Here is a 22,820-nt window from a genome sequence, read left to right as displayed (position 1 = left end):
CGTTCGAAAAGAACGCAGACCTGGCCGGAGTGACGAGAGCTAGTCGGGATTCGACGCCGAATCGCACGACCTCGCCGGGGGAGGCGAGGTCGACCGCCCACGACAGCCCGAGTACGAGCGATGTGCGCTGAGAGCGCACCGAGGAGATGGCAAGACGTGACGATCAACGAACACGACCGAGTGTCCACCGGCAAGAAGAACGCCACCGGCGGTACTTCCGCCTCGTTGACCGGTGCGCACGCCCTGGTCGACCTGCTCAACGCCGGCGAGCCCTATGCCGTGGCCTTCGGTGGCCAGGGCGGCAACTGGCTGGAGAACCTCGAGGAGCTCATCAGCTCCGCAGGCATCGAGTCCGAGCTCAGCGAGATCGTCGGCGAGGCGCAACTGCTCCTTGAGCCGGTGGCCCGCGAGTTGGTCGTGGTGCGGCCGATCGGGTTCGAGCCGATGCAGTGGGTTCGGGCGCTCGCCGCCGAGGAGCCGCTGCCGAACAGCAAGCAGTTGACCACGGCCGCTATCTCCGGACCCGGCATCCTGCTGACCCAGCTGGCCGCGATCCGCGCGGTGAAGCGCCAGGGGCTCGATCTGGTGGGCACTCCTCCGGTCGCCATGGCGGGGCATTCCCAGGGCATCATCGCCGTCGAGTCGGTCCGGGCCGAGGGCACGCGTGACGCCGAACTGCTCGCGATGCTCCAGTTGATCGGCGCGGCGGGTTCGCTCGTCTCACGCAGGCGCGGCATGGTCGGCCGCGGCGACAAGTCGCCGATGGTGTCGGTGACCAACGCCGATCCCGATCGCATCGCCGAGCTGCTCGAGGACTTCGCCACCGACGTTCGCACGGTGCTGCCGCCAATCCTGTCCATCCGCAACGGTAGGCGCTCGGTGGTCATCACCGGCACGCCCGAGCAGCTGTCCCGCTTCGAGCTCTACTGCAGCAAGATCACCGAGCGAGAAGAAGCCGAACGCAAGAACAAGTTGCGTGGCGGCGCGGTCTTCAGTCCGGTGTTCACCGGCGTGCAGGTCGAGGTCGGCTTCCACACCCCACGGCTCGCGGACGGCGTCGACATGGTCGACGGGTGGGCGTCGAAGCTGAGCATTGACGCCGATCTGCTCCATCACTTCACCAAGTCGATCTTCACCGAGCCCGTCGACTGGGTCGGCGAGGTCGAACGCCTGCATGAGGCCGGCGCCAAGTGGATCATCGACCTCGGCCCGAGCGACACCATCACCCGCGTCACCGCACCGGTGATCCGCGGACTCGGTGTCGGCATCGTTCCGGCGGCCACCCGTGCGGGACAGCGTGGCCTGTTCACCGTCGGCGCCGCCCCCGACGTGGCGGCCCCGTGGTCGACCTACGCGCCATCGGCGGTCGCGCTGCCCGACGGATCGGTGAAGCTGTCGACAAAGTTCACCCGGCTCACCGGGCGCTCGCCGATTCTGCTCGCCGGCATGACGCCGACGACGGTCGACGCCAAGATCGTCGCCGCCGCAGCCAATGCCGGCCACTGGGCCGAGCTCGCCGGCGGCGGTCAGGTGACCGAGCCGATCTTCGATGCGCGCATCGAAGAACTGACCCAACTGCTCGAGCCGGGCCGCACCGTGCAGTTCAACACCCTGTTCCTCGACCCGTACCTGTGGAAGCTGCAGGTCGGTGGAAAGCGCTTGGTGCAGAAGGCCCGTCAGTCGGGCGCACCCATCGACGGCGTGATCGTCAGCGCAGGCATCCCCGAGCTTGAAGAGGCCGTCGACCTGATCGCCGAGCTCAACTCGATCGGCATCAGCAACGTGGTGTTCAAGCCGGGCACCGTTGACCAGATCAAGTCCGTCATCAAGATCGCCGCGGAAGTGCCCGATCGTGACGTCATCGTGCACATCGAGGGCGGCCGGGCCGGCGGGCACCACTCCTGGGAAGACCTGGACGACCTCCTGGTGTCCACCTACGGCGATCTCCGCAAGTGCCCCAACATCACCGTGTGCGTTGGCGGCGGCATCGGCACCCCCGAGCGGGCCGCGGAATACCTGTCCGGTCGATGGGCGGCGCGCTACGGCTTCCCGATCATGCCGGTCGACGGAATCCTCGTCGGCACCGCAGCGATGGCCACGCTCGAGTCGACCACGTCACCGGCGGTAAAGCAGCTACTGGTCGAGACCACCGGTACGGATCGGTGGGTTGGCGCAGGAAAGGCGCAGGGCGGCATGGCTTCCGGGCGTAGCCAGCTCGGTGCCGACATTCACGAGATCGACAACGCGGCATCGCGGTGCGGGCGGTTGCTCGACGACGTCGCGGGTGACGGCGACGCCGTCGCCGAACGGCGTGACGAGATCATCGCCGCGATGGCCGTGACGGCCAAGCCGTACTTCGGCGACGTCGCCGACATGACCTACCTGCAGTGGCTGCAGCGCTACGTCGAACTCGCCATCGGCGACGGCGACAGCACGGCCGACACGTTGAAAGACGGCACCCCGTGGGTCGACGTCACGTGGCGGGACCGGTTCGAGGAGATGCTCAAGCGCGCCGAGGCCCGCTTGCACCCGCAGGACTCCGGCCAGATTCAGAGCCTTTACACCGTGGATGCCGAAGGCGAAGCGTTGCTTGAGGATCCGCAGGCGGCCATTGCCGCGCTGCTGACCCGCTACCCGGACGCAGAAGACACCAAGCTGCACCCGGCCGACGTGCCGTTCTTCGTCACGCTGTGCAAGACGTTGGGCAAGCCGGTGAACTTCGTGCCCGTCATCGACAAGGACGTGCGGCGCTGGTGGCGCAGCGACTCGTTGTGGCAGGCACACGATGCGCGCTACTCCGCCGACCAGGTCTGCATCATCCCTGGCACGGACGCAGTCGCGGGCATCACGCGTGTCGATGAGCCCGTCGGCGAACTGCTCGACCGGTTCGAGCAGGCATCGATCGACGAATTGCTCAGCAGCGGTGCGAATCCCGTGCCCGTGGTGTCGCGCAGGCAGGCGCGCGCCGACGTGACCGGCCCGCTGGCCGTGGTACTCGATTCGCCGGACGTGCTGTGGGCAGGCCGCACCGCCATCAACCCGGTTCACCGCATTGGCGAGCCAAAGGAATGGCAGGTCAACGAAAACCGTTCGGCGACGCACCCGTCGACGGGGGCACGGCTCGAGCTCGATGGCGAGAACGTCAATCTGAGCGTCCCGCTGTCGGACATCTGGATCACCATCAAGTTCACGCTGCCCGCCTGCACCGTCGACGGCGGCATGCCCGTGGTGACCACCGAAGACGCGTCGGCCGCCATGCGGTCGGTGCTGGCCATCGCGGCCAATGTGGATGGCCCAGAAGCACTTCCGCAGGTTGTCGACGACAGCACGACCGTCACGGTTTCGTGGGACCCCGAAGAAGTCGCTGACCACACGGGCGTCACGGCGACGTTCGGTGCGCCGCTCGCGCCGGGCCTGACGCTGGTGCCCGACGCGTTGGTCGGGCGTTGCTGGCCCGCGGTGTTCGCGGTGATCGGCTCCGCCGTGACGGACGCGGGCTTCCCGGTCGTCGAGGGGCTGCTGAGCCTGGTCCACCTCGACCACGCAGCGCACCTGCTGGCGCCGATGCCCAAGGTGAAGGTCGAATTGACCGTCACCGCAACGGCTTCAGCTGCAGTTGACACCGAAGTCGGGCGCGTCGTACCAGTGACGGTGTCGATCCGCTCGGGCGATCCAGTCGAGGGCACGATACTCGCCGTCCTCGAAGAGCGGTTCGCCATCCGCGGCCGCACCGGTGCCGCCGAGCTGAGCGACCCGCCAAGGGCAGGCGGTGCGATCACCGACAACGCCACCGACACCCCACGCCGGCGGCGCCGCGACGTCACCGTCACAGCGCCCACCGACATGAGCGCGTTCGCGGTGGTGTCCGGTGACCACAACCCGATCCACACCGACCGTTCCGCCGCTCTGCTGGCGGGCCTGAAAACGCCGATCGTGCACGGCATGTGGCTCTCGGCCGCGGCGCAGCACGTCGTGACCGCCACCGACGGACAGGCCACTCCGCCTGCCAGGTTGGTCGGTTGGACGTCACGCTTCCTGGGCATGGTGTTGCCGGGTGACGACATCGACTTCCGCGTCGACCGCGTTGGCATCGACCGCGGCGCCGAGATCATCGAGGTCACTGCCAAGGTCGACAACGAATTGGTCATGTCGGCGACCGCACAACTGGCCGCACCCAAGACGGTGTACGCCTTCCCGGGGCAGGGCATCCAGTCCAAGGGCATGGGCATGGACGTCCGCGCGCGTTCGAAGGCCGCCCGCAAGGTGTGGGACACCGCTGACAGGTTCACGCGTGACACGCTCGGCTTCTCGGTCCTGCACGTGGTGCGGGACAACCCGACGAGCCTGATCGCCAGCGGCGTGCACTACCAGCACCCCGAGGGCGTGCTGTACCTCACCCAGTTCACGCAGGTGGCCATGGCGACCGTTGCGGCCGCCCAGGTTTCGGAGATGCGCGAGCAGGGGGCCTTCGTAGAGGGCGCGATCGCCTGTGGGCACTCCGTCGGCGAATACACCGCGTTGGCGTGTGTGTCCGGCGTGTACCCGCTGGAGGCCTTGCTGGAGGTGGTGTTCCACCGCGGCAGCAAGATGCACGACATCGTCCCGCGCGACGAGCACGGCCGCTCCAACTATCGGTTGGCCGCCATCCGCCCGTCGCAGATCGACCTCGACGACGACGACGTCACCGACTTCGTTGCCGAGATCGCCGAGCGGACAGGTGAATTCCTACAGATCGTCAACTTCAACCTGCGGGGTTCGCAGTATGCGATCGCAGGCACGGTGCGCGGGCTGGAGGCACTCGAGGAGGAGGTCGACCGTCGGCGCGAGCTCTCTGGCGGAAAGCGCTCGTTCATCCTGGTGCCGGGCATCGACGTGCCGTTCCACTCGGAGGTGCTGCGTGTCGGTGTCGCCGACTTCCGGCGCTCGCTCGAGCGCGTCATGCCGCGCGACGCCGATCCTGCGCTGCTCGTCGGCAAGTACATCCCGAACCTGGTGCCGCGTCCGTTCACCCTGGACCGCGATTTCATCGAGGAGATCCGGGATCTGGTGCCTGCCGAGCCGCTCGACGAGATCCTCGCCGACTACGACACGTGGCGGAACGAGAAGCCGCGTGAACTCTGCCGCAAGGTCGTCATCGAGTTGCTCGCCTGGCAGTTCGCCAGCCCGGTGCGTTGGATCGAGACGCAGGACCTGCTCTTCATCGAGGAGGCCGCAGGCGGAATCGGCATCGAACGGTTCGTCGAGATCGGTGTGAAGAACGCGCCGACCGTCGCCGGCTTGGCCACCAACACGCTGAAGCTGCCGGAGTACTCGCACAACACCACGGAGGTGCTCAACACCGAGCGTGACGCCGCGGTGCTGTTCGCCACCGACACCGACCCGGAGCCGGATCTCGAGGAAGACTCGGCCGAGCCCACCGCGCCGGTCGCCGAAGCCGCTCCCGATGCCGCCGCCCCGGCGGCACCGGCGGCACCCGCGGCGCCGTCGGGCGGTCCACGCCCGGATGACATCGGGTTCGACGCCGCCGACGCGACGACGGCGCTGATCGCACTGTCGGCGAAGATGCGGATCGATCAGATCGAGTTGTTGGATTCGATCGAGTCCATCACCGATGGGGCGTCCTCGCGCCGCAACCAGCTGTTGGTCGACCTCGGTTCCGAGTTGAACCTCGGCGCCATCGACGGCGCGGCCGAAGCGGACCTGGCTGGCTTGAAGGGTCAGGTCACCAAGCTGGCTCGTACCTACAAGCCCTATGGCCCAGTGCTTTCCGACGCGGTCAACGATCAGTTGCGCACGGTGCTCGGCCCGTCAGGCAAGCGGCCTGCGGCCATTGCCGAACGCGTCAAGAAGACGTGGGAGCTCGGCGACGGCTGGGTCAAGCACGTCACCATCGAGGTCGCGCTGGGCACCCGCGAGGGCACCAGCGTGCGTGGTGGTGCACTTGGCGGACTGCACGAGGGCGCGCTGCCCGATGCCGGCTCCGTCGACAGAGTCGTGGACGCGGCCGTCGCGGCGGTCGCGGCCCGCAAGGGCATCGCGGTGTCGTTGCCGTCGTCCGGCGCAGCCGCAGGCGGAGTGGTGGATTCGGCCGCACTGACCGAGTTCGCTGAGCAGGTCACCGGCCGGGACGGCGTGTTGGCGTCGACGGCCCGGATGATCCTGAACCAACTCGGCCTCGACAATCAGGTCAGTGCCGCCGAGCCGGTGAACGATGCCGAGCTCATCGACCTCATCTCAGTGGAATTGGGCTCGGACTGGCCGCGTCTGGTCGCCCCAGTGTTCGACGGCCGCAAGGCCGTGTTGTTCGACGACCGTTGGGCCAGTGCGCGTGAGGATCTCGCGCGACTGTGGCTGAGGGACGAAGGCGACATCGACACGGACTGGGCCAGGCTTTCGGAACGGTTCGAGGGCGCCGGGCACATCGTGGCGGCGCAGGCCAGCTGGTGGCAGGGCAAGGCCTTGGCGGCCGGTCGCAACATCCACGCCTCGCTCTACGGCCGGGCCGCCGCGGGCGCGGAGAACCCCGAAAAGGGCAAGTACTCCAACGAGATCGCGGTGGTCACCGGCGCGTCCAAGGGCTCGATCGCGGCGTCGGTCGTCGCGCAGTTGCTCAACGGCGGCGCAACGGTCATCGCGACCACGTCCAAGCTCGACGACGACCGGCTGGCGTTCTACCGCGGCCTGTACCGGGACAACGCTCGGTTCGGCGGCCAGTTGTGGGCATTGCCTGCCAACATGGCGTCGTACTCCGACATCGACGCGCTGGTCTCATGGGTCGGCAATGAGCAGTCCGAAAGCCTTGGACCGCAGTCGATTCACCTCAAGGATGCGCTGACGCCGACGCTGCTGTTCCCGTTCGCGGCACCGCGTGTGGCAGGCGATCTGTCCGAGGCGGGTGCGCGTGCCGAGATGGAGATGAAGGTGTTGCTGTGGGCCGTGCAACGGCTCATCGGCGGTCTGTCGCACCTCGGCTCCGAGCGCGACATCGCGTCGCGGCTGCACGTTGTGCTGCCCGGCTCACCGAACCGCGGCATGTTCGGCGGTGACGGTGCGTACGGCGAGGCAAAGGCCGCGCTCGACGCAGTCGTCACGCGCTGGAAGGCGGAGACGTCGTGGGCGCAACGGGTTTCGCTGGCGCATGCCTTGATCGGCTGGACCAAGGGCACGGGCCTGATGGGTCACAACGACGCCATCGTCGGCGCGGTCGAAGAGGCCGGTGTGATCACCTACTCGACGGATCAGATGGCGTCGATGTTGCTGGACCTGTGCGGCGTCGAGTCCAAGGTCGCCGCGGCCCGTGAGCCGTTGCACGCGGACCTCACCGGCGGGTTGGGCGAGATCGACCTCGACATGGCCGAGTTGGCCGCGAAGGCTCGCGAGGAGCTGGTGTCCGAGGTCAGCGACGACGAAGACGCCGAAGACCTCGGTACCGTCGCCGCCTTGCCGTCACCGCCCCGCGGGTACACCGCTGCGCCGCCGCCGGATTGGGCCGACCTCGACGTCGACCCGGCCGACCTGGTCGTCATCGTCGGTGGCGCCGAGTTGGGTCCCTACGGCTCGTCGCGCACCCGCTTCGAGATGGAGGTCTCTGGCGAGCTCTCGGCCGCAGGCGTACTGGAGTTGGCGTGGACCACCGGGCTCGTCAAGTGGGAGGACGATCCCAAGCCGGGTTGGTACGACACGGGCAGCGGTGACCTCGTCGACGAGGGCGAATTGGTCGAGCGTTACCACGATGCAGTGGTCGAACGTGTCGGCATCCGCGCGTTGGTTGACGACGGCGTGATCGGCGCCGACCATGCTGCGCCACTGCTGGTTTCGGTGTTCCTGGACAAGGACTTCACCTTCGTGGTGTCGTCGGAGACCGATGCCAGGGCGTTCGTCCAATTCGACCCGGAGCACACCATCATCGCGCCTGCGCCCGACAGTGGCGACTGGCAGGTCACCCGCAAGGCGGGCACCGAGATTCGAGTGCCGCGCAAGGTGAAGCTGTCCCGCTCGGTCGGTGCTCAGATCCCGACAGGGTTCGACCCGATGGTCTATGGCGTCAGCCAGGACATGGTGAACTCCATCGATCGGTTGGCCCTGTGGAACTTGGTCACCACCGTCGACGCGTTCCTGTCCGCGGGCTTCACCCCCAACGAACTGATGCGCTGGGTTCACCCGAGTCTGGTGGCCAGCACGCAGGGCACGGGCATGGGTGGCATGACGTCGATGCAGACGATGTATCACGGAAACCTGCTCGGCCAGAGCAAGCCCAACGACATCCTGCAGGAGGTGCTGCCGAACGTTACGGCCGGTCACGTCGTGCAGTCCTACATCGGCAGCTACGGCGCGATGATCCACCCGGTCGGCGCGTGCGCCACCGCGGCGGTTTCCGTCGAGGAGGGCGTCGACAAGATCCGGCTCGGCAAGGCCGAGTTCGTGGTCGCAGGCGGCTACGACGATCTGACGCTCGAGGCGATCATGGGCTTCGGCGACATGGCGGCCACCGCGGACACCGAGACGATGCGCGCCAAGGGCATCAGTGACTCGAAGTTCTCCCGCGGCAACGACCGGCGCAGGCTGGGCTTCGTCGAGGGTCAGGGTGGCGGAACCATCCTGCTGGCCCGGGGCGATCTGGCCCTGCGGATGGGCTTGCCGGTGCTGTCGGTGGTCGCGTACGTCTCGTCCTTCGGCGACGGCATGCACACCTCCATCCCGGCACCTGGTCTTGGCGCGCTTGGCGCGGGCCGCGGCGGGCGCCAGTCGCAGCTGGTCAAGTCGCTGGCCAAGTTGGGCGTCGGAGCCGACGACATCGCGGTGATCTCGAAGCACGACACCTCGACGCTGGCCAACGACCCCAACGAGACCGAGCTCCACGAGCGGCTGGCCGCCTCGATGGGGCGCAGCGATGGCGCACCCTTGTTCATCGTCAGCCAGAAGAGCCTGACGGGGCACAGCAAGGGCGGTGCGGCAGCCTTCCAGATGATGGGGCTGTGCCAGATCATGCGCGACGGCGTGATTCCGCCCAACCGCAGCCTGGACTGCGTCGATGACGAGATGGCGACCTCGTCGCACTTCGTCTGGGTGCGCGAGCCCCTGCACATGGGCGAGGCGTTCCCGCTGAAGGCCGGGCTGGTCACCAGCTTGGGCTTCGGGCACGTTTCTGGCCTGGTTGCGCTGGTCCACCCGCAGGCGTTCCTCGCCGCGCTGGATCCTGAGCAACGCGAGGACTACCAGCGTCGGTCGAATGCCAGGGTGCTGGAAGGCCAGCGCAAGCTGGCGTCGGCCATCGCAGGTGGCCCGTCGCTGTACGAGAAGCCCGCGGACCGCCGCTTTGATCATGAGTCGCCGGAGAAGCCGCAGGAGGCCCGGATGCTGCTCGATCCGGACGCTCGCCTCGGCGAGAACGGTTGGTATGGGCGATGAGCGCTTGCGCGAAGAGCAGAGGATTTCGGTGACGGAATGCGTGGCTTGCCGAGGTGATGAGCTAGCTTTCCTCCCATGGGCATAGTCGGGATCGGCATCGACCTGGTCTCCATTCCGGATTTCGCAGACCAGGTCGACCAGCCGGGCACGGTGTTCGCCGAGACGTTCACGCCGGGGGAGCGTCGCGACGCCGCGGACAAGAGTTCGTCGGCAGCGCGACACCTGGCGGCGCGGTGGGCGGCCAAAGAGGCCGTGATCAAGGCGTGGTCGGGCTCGCGGTTCAGCAAGCGTCCGGTGCTGCCGGAGGACATCCACCGCGACATCGAGGTCGTCACCGACATGTGGGGGCGCCCGCGGGTGCGGCTCACGGGTGCGATCGCCGAACACCTGAAGGGCATCACGATCCACGTGTCGATGACGCACGAGGGTGGGATGGCTGCCGCGGTGGCGGTCCTGGAGTCCGCCGACGAGCCACGCGACTAGCCTCGTTCGCGTGAGTGATCTCGTCGCGCGTGTCCAAGCAGTGCTGCCGTCGGTGCGTTCCGATCTCGAGGACCTCATCCGTATCGAGTCGGTGTGGGCCGACCCGGCCCGTCGCCCCGAGGTGCACCGCAGTGCCGAAGCAGTGGCAAAGCTGTTGTCGGAGGCGGGCTTCGCCGACATTCGCACCGTCAGCGAGGGCGGGGCGCCTGCCGTCATTGCCCGTCATCCCGCACCGCCTGGCGCGCCGACCGTGCTGCTGTACGCCCATCACGACGTGCAACCCGAAGGCGATGCCGGCCAGTGGACGTCGGCGCCGTTCGAGCCCACCGAGCGTGCAGGTCGGCTGTACGGCCGGGGGAGCGCCGACGACAAGGCTGGGATCGCAACGCATTTGGCAGCATTCCGAGCGCACGGGGGACGGCCGCCGGTCGGGGTGACGGTGTTCGTGGAGGGCGAGGAGGAGTCTGGCTCGCCTTCGCTTGGCGCACTGCTGGCCGCCCACAAGGACCTGCTCGCCGCCGACGTCATCGTGATCGCCGACTCCGACAACTGGAGCACTGAGATTCCGTCGTTGACGGTGTCGCTGCGCGGCCTGGCCGACTGCGTCGTCGAGGTGGCCACCCTCGACCACGGGCTGCACTCCGGAATGTGGGGAGGCGCGGTGCCGGACGCACTGAGCGCGTTGGTACGGCTGCTGGCCAGCCTCCACGATGACGAGGGCAACGTCGCCGTCGCCGGCCTGCACGAGAGCACTGCGGCACCCGTCGATTACCCGCCCGAACGCGTGCGCGCGGACACCGGCCTGCTCGACGGCGTGGCCGAAATCGGATCGGGCTCGGTGCCGCAACGGCTTTGGGCCAAACCGGCGATCACCGTCATCGGCATCGACACCACGCCCATCGCGTCCGCATCCAATACCTTGATCCCCCGGGCGCGGGCAAAGGTCAGCATGCGTGTCGCGCCGGGCGGGGACGCAGGCGCGCACCTCGCCGCGCTGACCCGGCACCTGGAACAGCACGCGCCGTGGGGCGCACGAGTAACGGTGACGCCCGGCGACGTCGGCCAGCCGTACGCGATCGACGCCAGCGGACCTGTCTACGACGCGGCCCGCGCCTCGTTCCGGCAGGCGTGGGGTACCGATGCCATCGACATGGGGGTCGGCGGATCGATCCCGTTCATCGCGGAGTTCGCCGCGGCGTTCCCGGACGCCAAGATTCTCGTCACCGGCGTCGAAGACCCTGCGACGCAGGCACATAGCATCAACGAGAGTCTGGACTTGGGCGTGCTCGAACGGGCGGCGACGTCGGAGGCGCTGCTGCTGGAAGCGCTCGGCGCGTTAGACGGATAGGTCGCTCATGGTCGATCGAACTCGTACCACCAACTCTCAAGCGGTCGAAAGCTGAGGCACTCACAGCGTTCGCCCGTATCCGACGACCTGACGGAGCACCGGGCGTACGGATGGCCAACGATGTCGTCGTGCCCACAGTTGGCACAGGCGGTCGGCACTCCCCAAGGCCCCCGGCCTAGCCCCCCAATAGGCATCCCGAAGGATTCCATGGCGGGATAGTAGACCCGCTGTGTGTGCGAATCAAGACGCTACAGCTGGGATTTAGACGGATAGGTCGCGGCGCAATTTGGCGACGTGCCCGGTGGCCTTGACGTTGTACTGGGCGACCTCGATCTTGCCCTTCTCGTCTACGACGAAGGTCGACCGAATGACGCCCTGGACGGTCTTGCCGTACATCGTCTTCTCGCCGAAAGTGCCCCACGCCGTCAGCACCGAACGGTCCGGATCGGACAGCAACGGGAACGTGAGGCCTTCGGCGTCGCGGAACTTGGCGAGTTTCTCCGGCTTGTCGGGGGAGATGCCGACGACGTCAAGGCCGGCTTCGTTGAGTTGCGCGAGGCTGTCGCGGAAGTCGCAGGCCTGTTTGGTGCAGCCGGGCGTGGACGCCGCCGGGTAGAAGTAGACGATCACCTTGCGACCCTTGAAGTCGGACAACTTCACCGTCTTGCCGTCCGCGTCGGACAGGCTGAATGCGGGCGCTTTGTCGCCCACCTCGAGACGTGGGGTCGGTGGCATGCGGTGTCCTTCCGTCGGCGGGTGCACTCGGCTGCTCTAGGGTAGTGCGGCAAGGCGGCGACCGAACTGGAGGGCTGACGTGGCGGACAGGGATCCTGACACCATCAAGGGCGAAATCGATGTGGCTCGCGATCAGCTGGCATCCACTGTCGACGCGCTGGCCGAGCGGGCGAATCCGCGCAAGATCGTCGACGACGCCAAGGCGGGTGTCGTGCAGTTCGTCAAGAAGCCCGCGGTGATCGTGTCGATCGCAGGGCTGGGCACCGTGGTGCTGGTGTTCTGGATCCGGGGCCTGCGGCGTCGCTGACTCCGCGTTGGTCAGCGGCGGCGGCCGAAGCGGAAGAAGTCGCTGAACGAAAAGCTCGGGGGATTGGCCGTGCGACCGAGCCGGCTGCAGTTGGACACCATGACGTCACGTTGCACAGCTACGCCCTCGCCAGCTGGCGATATGGACGGAACTGCTGACCATGGGGGACCTGCGGGGGACATCTGCCAAGACCTCGGGTTTCTTTGTTGTTTGCTGGTTCACAGAAGGCCTCTGAGTCGCCAGCTAACAAGATCGTAGCAGTGATGTGTCTCTTTGTGCAGCTTGAATGCGCTGGTATAGGTGTGACATGTGTAATTCCGCTACTTTCGTGCTGGACGCATAGGTCTCGACTGAGTACTTGCCAGTGGCGGATGGCAGCCTTTGCGAGAGCGACTCCGTCGCTGCGCGCATCAAAATTTACCCTCACGTCAGCCGCTATCGCCAGGTTGTTGCCAAATTTGCAAGGTTCGGGCTTCTGCAACCGCACGAAAAGTAGTTTCAGAACTGTGTGAAACTCGACCAACGAGCATTGGGGAGTGGGATCGAGGCGCCGCTTTCGGATGCCGCATTGGCCTATCGACCGCGGCAAGCTGCTTCGAAACGACGAAAACCCTGCCGAAGCAGGGTTTTCGGGTGGTGCGCCGTCAGGGTTTCGAACCCCGGACCCGCTGATTAAGAGTCAGCTGCTCTACCAACTGAGCTAACGGCGCGCGTGAGAGACGATAACAGTCTGCGGGCGCGGCGTGAAATCGTTTCGATGGGAGCGGTGCCGCCGCCCTCGCGGTTCTGCTCCACTCCCAGGTTGCCCTTAGACTTGCCTGGCAGTACCCCAATATTCCGTTGAAAGCTAGCTGCGAGGTGGAACGAGCATGTGGGAGGACCATTCGGTGGCCCGTCCCCGTCGGATGCGTACGTGGATGGCCATCGTCGCGCTGCTTCCGGTAGTCGTATTCGGTGCCAGCGCGTGCGACAGCACGCCCGCGCCGTCAGCTCAGCCCGAGACCATCACCGACAAGGGCACCCCGTTCGCTGACCTGCTGATGCCCAAGCTCACGGCCTCGGTCGTCGATGGCGACGTGGGTGTGGCGGTCGACACTCCGGTCACGGTCAGCGCCGAGGATGGTGTGCTTGGCGCGGTCACCATGACTGACGAGGACGGCGCGTCGGTGGCCGGCAAGCTCAGCCCCGACGGCCTGCGGTGGTCCACCACCGATCCGCTCGACTACAACCAGCGCTACACGATCAATGCGCAGTCCCTGGGGCTGGCGGGTGTGACCAATCGTTCGATGGCGTTTCAGACGCATTCGCCCGACAACCTCACCAGGCCCTACCTGCTGCCAAATGACGGCGATGTCGTGGGTGTGGGACAGCCGGTCGCGATCCGGTTCGACGAGAGCATCCCGAACCGGGCGGCTGCGGAGAAGTCGATCACCGTCACCACCACCCCAAGGGTCGAGGGCGCGTTCTACTGGCTCAACAATCGTGAAGTCCGTTGGCGCCCGCAGGCTTACTGGAAGCCGGGCACCGCGGTGGACGTGGCCGTCAACACCTACGGCGTCGACCTCGGCGACGGGCTGTTCGGTCAGGAGAGCGTGACCACGCACTTCACCATCGGCGACGAAGTCATCGCCACCGCGGACGACAGCACGAAGACGCTGACCATCAAGCGCAACGGCGAGGTCGTCAAGACCATGCCGATATCGATGGGCAAGGACAAGACGCCGACCAACAACGGCACCTACATCGTCGGCGACCGGTTGTCCCACATGGTCATGGACTCCTCGACGTACGGGGTGCCATCGAATGCGCCCAACGGATACCGCACCGAGGTCGACTGGGCCACTCAGATGTCCTACAGCGGCATCTACGTGCACGGCGCGCCATGGTCGGTCGGCAGCCAGGGCTACAGCAACGTCAGCCACGGCTGCCTCAACGTCAGCACCAGCAACGCGCAGTGGTTCTACGAGAACACCAAGCGAGGAGACATCGTCGAGGTGTCCAACACCGTCGGCTCGCTCCTGCCCGGAACCGACGGACTCGGCGACTGGAACATCCCGTGGGATCAGTGGAAGACCGGGAACGCCAGCGTCTGAGCACGTCGCTGGCCCTGGGTCGTGGGCGTGCGCTCGGTCGGCCGTTTCAATCGGCAGTACGTTGGCAATACGCCCAATAGTCCGGCGCTCGACCACGAAGGGAATCCATGTCGCAGACGGCAGAGTCAGACTCGGAGGACCAAGCCAACGAGCCAGCCGACATCACCTTTGACGAACACCTCCACCCAGCGCGTCCGCGAGCCCTCCGGTTTCGCCCGCGTGTGAAAGCACCCTTCGAACGCCGATCGCTCGCCCAGGACGGTCCTCCGACCGGCGACAATCCGGCCTATGTGAACTGGCTGCTTTCACAGTCGATGTTGGCCGATGCCAATGCCATCAGCCAGCAGTTCTCGGGCCAGGGTTCGATGTGGCAGAACCCTTATGCCACCCCGAATCCCCGGGGTGCCGTCGACACAGCGGCAGTGTGGTTCACCGCGTACCCGCTCTCGCTGATCACGCGGCCCGACGAGTCGTTCCTCAAGACGATGGCCAACGACGACATGTGGAAGGCGTTCGCCGAGATCGGCATCGAGGCGGTTCACACCGGCCCGGTCAAACGTGCCGGCGGAATCTCGGGCTGGCAGCAGACCCCGAGCGTCGACGGTCACTTCGATCGCATCAGCACGCAGATCGATCCGGCCTTTGGCACCGAGGATGAGTTCCGGAAGATGTGCGGGACTGCGAACTGGCACGGCGGCACGATCATCGACGACATCGTTCCCGGTCACACCGGCAAGGGTGCGGACTTCCGGCTCGCCGAGATGAAGTACGCCGACTATCCGGGCATCTACCACATGGTGGACATCGATCCGCGCGACTGGGATCAACTGCCCGAGGTCCCCGCAGGCATCGACTCGGTCAACATCGATGCGGCAACAGAGGATTGGTTGGACAAGGCCGGCTACATCATCGGGCGGCTGCAGCGGGTGATCTTCTTCGCAGAGGGCGTCAAGGAGACCAACTGGAGTGTGACCCGCCCGGTGGTCGGCATCGACGGCGTGGAACGACGCTGGGTGTATCTGCACTACTTCAAGGACGGTCAGCCCTCGATCAATTGGCTCGACCCGTCCTTCGCCGGAATGCGCTTGGTAATCGGCGATGCCCTGCACTCGCTGACCGACCTGGGCACCGGCGGGCTCCGCCTGGACGCCAATGGATTCCTGGGCGCGGAGAAGTCCGCTGCCGAGGACAGCACGGCCTGGTCGGAAGGTCATCCGCTATCGGAGGCCGCAAACCACTTGATCGCCAGCATGGTTCGGAAAGTGGGTGGGTTCACCTTCCAAGAGCTCAACCTCACGATCGACGACATCCGTGAGATCGGCGAGGCCGGAGCCGACCTGTCGTACGACTTCATCAACCGCCCGGCCTATCAGCACGCCCTGGCTACCGCAGATACGGAGTTTCTTAGGCTGACGCTGCGGACCACGCTCGAACTCGGCATCGACCCGGCGTCGCTGGTGCATGCGCTTCAGAATCACGACGAGCTCACCTACGAACTCGTGCATTGGTCTGCCGGCCACCGCGACGATGTCTTCCGATACAAGGGGGTGGACGTCACCGGCGAGGAACTGGGGGAGTCGGTCCGCCAGGATCTGCTCGACAAGCTGACCGGGCCGGACGCGTCCTACAACCTGGTATTCACCACCAACGGCATCGCCTGTACGACGGCCACGATCATCGCCGCCACCCTCGGGGTCACCGACCTGGACACGATCGACGACGTCGATCCCATCCGTCGTGCGCACCTGCTGCTGGCCATGTTCAACGCGTTGCAACCCGGAGTCTTCGCGTTGTCCGGTTGGGATCTGTGCGGGATGTTGACGCTCCCGGCCGCCCAGATCGGGCAATTGCTGTTGGGCGGCGATACCCGGTGGATACATCGCTCGGCTCACGACCTGATGGACCTCAATCCCTCGGCGACACAGTCAATGGCAGGAATGCCAAGGGGCCGAAGCCTTTACGGATCAATTCCTGAGCAACTCGCTGACGACACGAGTTTTCTGCGCCAGCTGCAAGCGATCCTCCGCGTGCGGTCGCACTACGGCATCGCCACCAGCCGGCAGGTCGACATCCCGGAGGTCTCCCATCGCGGCATGCTCGTGCTGGTTCACGAACTGGCCGAGGAGGGCCAGTATCAACTGACGGTGCTGAACTTCGCGAACGAGGACATCGCAGGCACGGTGCGCTCCGAGCAGCTGCCACCAGGCAGTCAGGTATCGGACATGTTCAGCGGCAACCACGTTGGCGCCGTCGACGACTTGCACAGCTTTGCAGTGGAGCTGCCGCCTCACCACGGAATGTCGCTACTCGTCGAGGCACCGGAGGACGAAGAAGTGACCGAGCTCTAGTGTCGTGATGATGTGTCCAGCGACGATTTGGCTGACCCTGGCGGCGGCATCCAGGCGGGCGGTGTGAGATCGACGCTGGTGCGATGGGAGTCCCTTGGCCTGCTGGCGGGGATGATCGCGATCTCGCTCAACCAGCGCCCGTCGCTGGTTGCGGTCGGCGCGCTGACGGCTCAGGTGCGGGCCGACACCGGAATGAGCGCTTCCGCGGTCAGCCTGCTGACCACCCTGCCGCTACTTTGCTTTGGCGCGGTGGCTGCGGCCGCCGCGCCGGCGAGTAGGCGGTGGGGGACGGACCGCACCCTGGTGGTGGCGCTGGCCGTGCTCGCGGCGGGCATCGCGCTGCGGCTGCTCCCGTCGATCCCCGCCTTGTTCGTCGGATCCGCCATTGCGGGCATCGGCATCGCCGTGACCAACGTGCTGCTGCCCGGGGTCATCAAGCGGGACTATCCGGAGCGGGTCGGACTGATGATGGGCGTGTACTCGCTGTGCCTCAACGGCGGCGCTGCGCTGGCTGCGGCCGCGAGTGTCCCCATCGGTGCCGCGTTGCACACGAACTGGCGAGTCGCGCTGGCGTCCTGGGGTCTGCTCACGATCCTGGCCCTGCTGCTGTGGTTGCCGCGCGCCGTCGCGCGGCCCGAAGCGCTTGACGCGCAGACGAGTTCGTCGCTCCACTTATGGCGGTCGCCGCTGGCGTGGGCCGTTGCGGGATACATGGGCCTGCAGTCGCTGATCTACTACGCGCTGGTCGCGTGGTTGCCCACCGTGTTCCACGACGCCGGCATGAGCGAGGCGGGTGCAGGGGCGATGGTTGGCGTCTTGAGCGTGACCGGCATGGCTGCCTCGTTGGCCGTCCCGATAGTGGCAACCCGACTCGCGAATCAACGGCCACTGGTGCTCGTCTCGGTGTTCGGCTTCGCGATCGGGTTGATCGGCCTGGTGGTGAACCCGCTCGGCGGGGCGCTCCTTTGGTCCAGCCTGGTCGGTGTCGCGCAGGGCGCGGGCATCGGACTCGCGCTGACGCTCTTCGTGCTCAGGTCCCGATCTGCTGCCGCCGCTGCTGAATTGTCCGGAATGGCGCAGGCCGTCGGCTACCTCGTTGCGGCGGGCGGTCCCGTTGCCGTTGGCGTGCTTCACGACGTCACGCACGGATGGGGCGCGTCAGTGGTTGCCCTGCTGGCCGCCACGGCAGCACTGCTGGCCGCGGGCTGGATCGCGGGCGCGGATCGCTTCGTCGAGCGCGATCGAGCAGGGCCGCGCACTGCCGCCTCGGTGGCCGACTGAGTTCGCTCTTCACGAAGGAACCCCGCTCAGGGCCAACCGCTGATTCCGGCTTCGTCGGAGAACAGCGCTGGGATTCCACCGGTGTGCCAGAAGATGACCGGACCGCGACCGTCACGGGCCCGGTCGGATACCGCGTGCAACGCCTTGGCGCTGTAGACGGGGTCGGTCAGGATCGCCTCGGACTCCGCGAGCAGTTTGAGTGCGGCCTGACCACCATCGGACGGAATCGCGTACCCCGCACCGATGTACCCCGGGAGCACGACGGGGGCGGCCGGCCCTGGGTCGATCCCGAGCAGGGCGGCCAAGCCGTGTTCTAGCGCTCCGATGTCGGCGGTGAGATCGGTCTGCGTCTTCGCCACCCCGACGCCTACGACGTCGGGTCCGGATCCGACTACTCGGTGGGCATAGTCGAGACCGGCTTGCGTTCCACCGGTCGAGGTCGCGTGGACGATGGTTGCGTTTGCGATGCCGAGTTCTTCGACCTGGTCGAGCAATTCGAGGTAAGCGGCGACGTATCCGAGTGCCCCAATCGGTGTCGAACCACCCATCGGAATGGTCAACACGTGTCGGCCCTTGGCTGAGATCTGCTCGGTCAGGTTGGCTGCCGCGGACTCCAACTCCGACCAATCGTGCGTGCCCACGAAGTGCAGTTGCGCGCCGAGCGCAACGTCCAGCACCAGATTGCCGGTGGGTCGAGGGGGACGGTCGCCACCCAGCACGAGATGGCACTGCCAGCCGGCTATGCGGGCCGCCGCCGCCACCGTGCGAGCGTGATTCGACTGCGGCGCACCGACGGTGACCACGGTGTCCACCTCACCGCTGGCGTTGGCCGCGCCCATGATGAACTCGATCTTGCGCGCCTTGTTGCCACCGAGCGCCAGACCGGTCAGATCGTCACGTTTGATCCACACGTCGCCCCCGACGGCCGCGGAGAACCGCGGAGCGCGGGTCAACGGCGTCGGCAACGAGGCCACGCTCAGCCGTGGTTGACGGGAGACGGCCTGGGCCAAGGTGATTCGGGCAGACACGGTGGGCACCTTCCTCTCGGCCGAAGCTTACGGCTTGAGGTCGCCGATCAGTCGGCGCGGGTTTGTTGAATGCGGGTGGCTCCGAGTGTTTCAGCAAGTCGATTATTCAGCCCGGCAGCGTGGCCGAGACCTTGCGTCGCGCCGGTGTGCGTCGCAACGCCTGGTGGCTGCCGTCGATGCAAAGCCTGTATGAGGCGGAACTCGGCCCGGTGATGGTGCAGGGGGAGCCGTTGACGACGGGCATGTCCGAGGTCGCGACGTTCGATGAGGCGGCCCTCGTCGCCGTCTTGCGTGCCGACCAGGCCGGTGAGACGACTTTCCTTGAGTTCGCTACCGCGGCGTGGCGCGCAGGCGTGCTGAACTATGTCGTCGACCTCGAAGACCGCACCTGTACGTACTTCGGGCTGGGGGGAGTCGTATGTCGAGCGTTACCCAGCGGTCCCCGCACCTCACTGATCAGACAAACATCGCCCCACCCGCGAGCGTGCGGGTGGGGCGATGTTCCAGTCGGGGTGGCTGACGGGACTTGAACCCGCGACTTCCAGGATCACAACCTGGCGCTCTACCAACTGAACTACAGCCACCATTGCCGCGGAGCTTTTGGCACTACGGCGTCGTCGATACTAGCCGCTCGAGCGCCCAGCAGCCGAATCATTGGCTTCGTGATCGGTGCCGGGCGGGCCCAGTTCGGCGGCCACCGCGGCGATGTCGCTGGTCGCCGGTCCCGGCGGGGCCACGAATGCGGTGCGGCGGTAGTACTTCAGTTCGCGGATGGACTCGTGGATGTCAGCGAGCGCCCGGTGGGCAAGCCCCTTCTCGGGCTGGCCGAAGTAGATGCGGGGATACCAGCGCCTGCACAGCTCCTTGATCGAACTCACGTCGATCATCCGGTAGTGCAGGTATTCGTCGAGGGCGGGCATGTCCCGCGCGATGAACCCGCGGTCGGTACCGATCGAGTTGCCGCACAGAGGAGCCGTGTTGGCCTGCTTGACGTGTCCGCGGATGTAGTCGAGCACCAACTTCTCGGCCTCCGCGAGGTCGATCTGCGAGGTGCGCACCTCCTCGGTGAGCCCCGATTTGGAGTGCATCTTGGCCACCACGTCGACCATGCCGTCCAGGGCGGCATCGTCGGCGTGGATCACGACGTCCACGCCATCGCCGAGGACGTTCAACTCCGCATCGGTGACCAGAGCCGCGATTTCTATGAGCCGGTCTGAGTGCAGGTCCAGCCCGGTCATCTCGCAGTCGATCCACACCAGTTCTTCACGCACAGCGATCCACAGTATTCCCAGCGCCCGACACCGCCGCGGGAAGGCTGCCCAGACCCTCCGGTGACCAGGTCCGGCAAGTAAGGTTCTGGCGCATGACGACCGAATCGACAGCCACCCCCGCGCAGCAGATCGCCGCTGGCTATGCCGTCGGAGGACAGGCACTCGAACTCGGCACCGTCGTCGTAGACGGCGTTGTCGACCCAACCGCGCAGGTCCGGATACCGCTGGCCACCGTCAACCGCCACGGTCTGGTCGCCGGTGCGACGGGTACCGGCAAGACCAAGACGTTGCAGGTGATCGCCGAGCAGCTTTCCGCGGCCGGAGTGCCCGTGGTGATGGCCGACATCAAGGGCGACCTGTCGGGGCTTTCCCAGCCTGGCGTGGCGAACGACAAGACCGCCCAGCGCGCCAAGGACACCGGCGATCAATGGACGCCGACCGCGTTCCCCGTCGAGTTCCTGTCGCTCGGGACCGCGGGAGTCGGTGTGCCCGTGCGTGCGACGATGACCAGCTTCGGACCGATCCTGCTGTCGAAGGTGTTGGGGCTCAACCCGACCCAGGAGTCGACCCTGGGCCTGATCTTCCATTGGGCCGACCAGAAGCAACTTGCGCTGCTGGACCTCAAGGATCTGCGCGCCGTCATCCAGTTCCTCACCAGTGACGACGGCAAGGCCGAGCTCAAGAACATCGGCGCCGTTTCCCCTGCCACAGCGGGCGTGATCCTGCGGGCGCTCATCAACCTCGAAGCCGAGGGTGCGGACACGTTCTTCGGCGAACCCGAACTGGAGCCCAGCGACCTGATGCGCGTCGACGCGCAGGGCCGCGGCATCATCACGCTGATGGAGGTGGGCGATCAGGCCGCCCGCCCCGTGATGTTCTCGACGTTCCTCATGTGGGTGCTCGCCGACCTCTTCACGGCGCTGCCCGAGGTCGGCGACGTCGACAAGCCGAAGCTGGTGTTCATCTTCGACGAGGCCCATCTGTTGTTCACCGATGCCTCGAAGGCGTTCCTTGAGCAGGTCGAACAGACCATCAAGCTGATCCGGTCGAAGGGCGTCGGCGTGTTCTTCTGCACGCAGCTGCCCACCGACGTGCCCAACGACGTGCTCAGCCAGCTCGGCGCGCGCGTCCAGCATGCGCTGCGGGCCTTCACGCCCGATGACCAGAAGGCGCTGACCAAGACGGTGCGCACCTACCCGAAGACTGACGTCTACGACCTAGAGAAGGCGCTGACGTCGCTCGGCATCGGCGAGGCCATCGTGACCGTGCTGTCCGAGCAGGGCGCGCCGACACCGGTCGCGTGGACCCGAATGCGTTCGCCGCGTTCACTGATGGGGGCCATCGGCAACGACGCCATCACTGCCGCCGCGAAAGCCAGTCCGCTGCAAGCAAAGTACGGCCAGACCATCGATCCGGTGTCCGCCTACGAGACACTGCAGGGCAAAATGCAGGCCGCGGCCCCTGACGCGCCGTTGCCGCCGCCCGTCCAGCAGACCGGCGCCGCAAGCACTTCGGGTTCGGGCAAGTCCAAGGATGCGGTCGAGGGCAGCGTGGTGTCCGAGGTGTTGCAAAGCACCGCGTTCAAGAGCTTTCTGCGTTCGGCGGCCACCGTGGCGGGCCGCGAGATCACCCGCAGCATCTTCGGGACCGGCCGCCGCCGCTGACCCCACCCGAGGGAACAGCGGGCTAGTCGCCGCCGAGCTTTTTGTAGACGGCGCCAACGATCGGCGTGACGATCGACCGCGGTGCGTAGCCACTGGCCACCGACATCGCCTTCGACGTCACACCCGGCACCACCCGCATCTTGTTGCGCTCCAAGCCATCCAGCGAGATCTTCGCGGTGTACTCGGTGGAGATCCACAGGAAGTCGGGGATCAACTTCTCCACCAGCGACTGTTCGTCGGGGTTCGGCAGTTCGGTGCGCACCGGTCCTGGCGCCAGCACGGTCACGTGGATGCCAAGGCTCTTCACCTCGCCGCGCAGTGACTCGCTGAACGTGTTGGCGAACGCCTTCGACGCCGCGTACGTGGCGTTGTTCGGGATCGGCGAGTTGCCTGCCGCCGAACCCGAGATCAGGATCCCGCCCGCTCCGCGTTGCACCATCCCCGGCAGCACCGCCAGCACGAGGTCGTGCACGCCGAGCACGTTCAGCTGCACCTGATCTCGTTCGCCCTGGGGGTCGAGCGTGGCGACCGAGCCGAACGTCGCGGTACCCGCGTTGGCGCACAGGATCGACACGTTGCGCGTGGCGAGTTCGTCGCACAGCCTGCCGCGGGATTCGGGGTCGGCCAGGTCAGCTGCCCTCACCTCGACAGTGACGCCGTAGCGGTCGGTCAACGTCGCGGCCAATCCGGTCAGCACCTCCTCGCGCCTGGCGGTGATGATCAAGTGGTGCCCGCGCGCGGCGAGTTCGGTTGCCAACGCCTCGCCGATGTTCTGCGAGGCACCGGTGACGACGGCGCGCGCGTCTGGGCTTGGAGCGGGTACTGGCATGGCGCCCATCGTAGGGACCAATAGA

The 22,820-nt window shown here is 66.6% G+C and carries 13 protein-coding genes and 2 tRNA genes; 9 read left to right on the top strand and 6 right to left on the bottom strand.

Annotated elements, in window-relative coordinates:
• The first annotated feature begins 156 nt into the window (after positions 1-156).
• From SLQ30_RS18385 to SLQ30_RS18375, 3 genes are all read left to right on the top strand, one after another.
• Positions 157-9,408, top strand: coding sequence for a polyketide synthase (locus SLQ30_RS18385; protein ID WP_319447942.1), 9,252 nt, complete (start codon positions 157-159; stop codon positions 9,406-9,408).
• 75 nt (positions 9,409-9,483) lie between these two features.
• Positions 9,484-9,891 (top strand): holo-ACP synthase, encoded by a 408-nt coding sequence (locus SLQ30_RS18380; protein WP_319447943.1) that lies wholly within the window; start codon positions 9,484-9,486, stop codon positions 9,889-9,891.
• Positions 9,892-9,901: 10 nt separating this feature from the next.
• Positions 9,902-11,239, top strand: a complete 1,338-nt coding sequence (locus SLQ30_RS18375) for a dipeptidase (protein ID WP_319447944.1) — start codon at positions 9,902-9,904, stop codon at positions 11,237-11,239.
• 261 nt (positions 11,240-11,500) lie between these two features.
• Here SLQ30_RS18375 and bcp read toward each other — a convergent pair whose 3' ends face one another.
• Positions 11,501-11,974: a thioredoxin-dependent thiol peroxidase gene (bcp, locus tag SLQ30_RS18370; protein ID WP_319447945.1), complete on the bottom strand. Its 474-nt coding sequence runs from the start codon at positions 11,972-11,974 to the stop codon at positions 11,501-11,503.
• Positions 11,975-12,053: 79 nt separating this feature from the next.
• Between bcp and SLQ30_RS18365 the strand changes: the two genes are divergently transcribed.
• Positions 12,054-12,281 (top strand): DUF3618 domain-containing protein, encoded by a 228-nt coding sequence (locus SLQ30_RS18365; protein ID WP_319447946.1) that lies wholly within the window; start codon positions 12,054-12,056, stop codon positions 12,279-12,281.
• Positions 12,282-12,915: 634 nt separating this feature from the next.
• On the opposite strand, the gene SLQ30_RS18360 is transcribed toward SLQ30_RS18365, so the two are convergent.
• Positions 12,916-12,991: transfer RNA gene (locus SLQ30_RS18360), tRNA-Lys, on the bottom strand.
• Between the two features lie 159 nt (positions 12,992-13,150).
• Here SLQ30_RS18360 and SLQ30_RS18355 point away from each other — a divergent pair.
• The 3 genes from SLQ30_RS18355 (at position 13,151) to SLQ30_RS18345 (ending at position 18,003) form a co-directional block, all read left to right on the top strand.
• On the top strand, positions 13,151-14,374 hold the full coding sequence (locus tag SLQ30_RS18355; protein WP_319447947.1) for a L,D-transpeptidase: 1,224 nt from the start codon (positions 13,151-13,153) through the stop codon (positions 14,372-14,374).
• 107 nt (positions 14,375-14,481) lie between these two features.
• Positions 14,482-16,722, top strand: coding sequence for a maltose alpha-D-glucosyltransferase (gene treS / locus SLQ30_RS18350; RefSeq protein ID WP_319447948.1), 2,241 nt, complete (start codon positions 14,482-14,484; stop codon positions 16,720-16,722).
• Between the two features lie 12 nt (positions 16,723-16,734).
• The gene (locus SLQ30_RS18345; protein WP_319447949.1) at positions 16,735-18,003 is read left to right on the top strand and encodes an MFS transporter; all 1,269 of its coding nucleotides are present in this window, start codon (positions 16,735-16,737) and stop codon (positions 18,001-18,003) included.
• Positions 18,004-18,029: 26 nt separating this feature from the next.
• On the opposite strand, the gene SLQ30_RS18340 is transcribed toward SLQ30_RS18345, so the two are convergent.
• Entirely contained in the window at positions 18,030-19,031 is a 1,002-nt protein-coding gene (locus SLQ30_RS18340; protein WP_319447950.1) for a D-cysteine desulfhydrase family protein, read from the bottom strand.
• A 119-nt stretch (positions 19,032-19,150) separates the two neighbouring features.
• Between SLQ30_RS18340 and SLQ30_RS18335 the strand changes: the two genes are divergently transcribed.
• The gene (locus SLQ30_RS18335; RefSeq protein WP_319447951.1) at positions 19,151-19,561 is read left to right on the top strand and encodes a DUF1398 family protein; all 411 of its coding nucleotides are present in this window, start codon (positions 19,151-19,153) and stop codon (positions 19,559-19,561) included.
• Here SLQ30_RS18335 and SLQ30_RS18330 read toward each other — a convergent pair.
• Together SLQ30_RS18330 and orn are read right to left on the bottom strand one after the other, a co-directional pair.
• Positions 19,543-19,615 (bottom strand) — tRNA-His (locus SLQ30_RS18330). The two genes, SLQ30_RS18335 and SLQ30_RS18330, sit on opposite strands and share 19 nt — an antisense overlap.
• 39 nt (positions 19,616-19,654) lie before the next feature.
• A complete protein-coding gene (gene orn, locus SLQ30_RS18325; RefSeq protein WP_319447952.1) occupies positions 19,655-20,302 on the bottom strand; it encodes an oligoribonuclease in 648 nt (215 codons plus the stop codon).
• 92 nt (positions 20,303-20,394) lie between these two features.
• Between orn and SLQ30_RS18320 the strand changes: the two genes are divergently transcribed.
• Complete coding sequence (locus SLQ30_RS18320) at positions 20,395-21,966, top strand: helicase HerA-like domain-containing protein (RefSeq protein WP_319447953.1); 1,572 nt, start codon at positions 20,395-20,397, stop codon at positions 21,964-21,966.
• Positions 21,967-21,988: 22 nt separating this feature from the next.
• On the opposite strand, the gene cmrA is transcribed toward SLQ30_RS18320, so the two are convergent.
• Entirely contained in the window at positions 21,989-22,795 is an 807-nt protein-coding gene (cmrA, locus tag SLQ30_RS18315) for a mycolate reductase (RefSeq protein ID WP_319447954.1), read from the bottom strand.
• Positions 22,796-22,820 lie beyond the last annotated feature (25 nt).

The organism is Mycobacterium sp. RTGN4, from assembly GCF_033804635.1.
Classification (GTDB): domain Bacteria; phylum Actinomycetota; class Actinomycetes; order Mycobacteriales; family Mycobacteriaceae; genus Mycobacterium.
This window is presented reverse-complemented; position numbering and strand designations above follow the sequence as displayed.

Bases quoted from the DNA above. Each gene is read 5' to 3' on its own strand.
- SLQ30_RS18380 (WP_319447943.1), top strand. From the start codon at position 9,484: ATGGGCATAGTCGGGATCGGCATCGACCTGGTCTCCATTCCGGATTTC.
- bcp (WP_319447945.1), bottom strand. From the start codon at position 11,974: ATGCCACCGACCCCACGTCTCGAGGTGGGCGACAAAGCGCCCGCATTC.
- SLQ30_RS18355 (WP_319447947.1), top strand. From the start codon at position 13,151: ATGTGGGAGGACCATTCGGTGGCCCGTCCCCGTCGGATGCGTACGTGG.
- treS (WP_319447948.1), top strand. From the start codon at position 14,482: ATGTCGCAGACGGCAGAGTCAGACTCGGAGGACCAAGCCAACGAGCCA.
- SLQ30_RS18320 (WP_319447953.1), top strand. From the start codon at position 20,395: ATGACGACCGAATCGACAGCCACCCCCGCGCAGCAGATCGCCGCTGGC.
- cmrA (WP_319447954.1), bottom strand. From the start codon at position 22,795: ATGCCAGTACCCGCTCCAAGCCCAGACGCGCGCGCCGTCGTCACCGGT.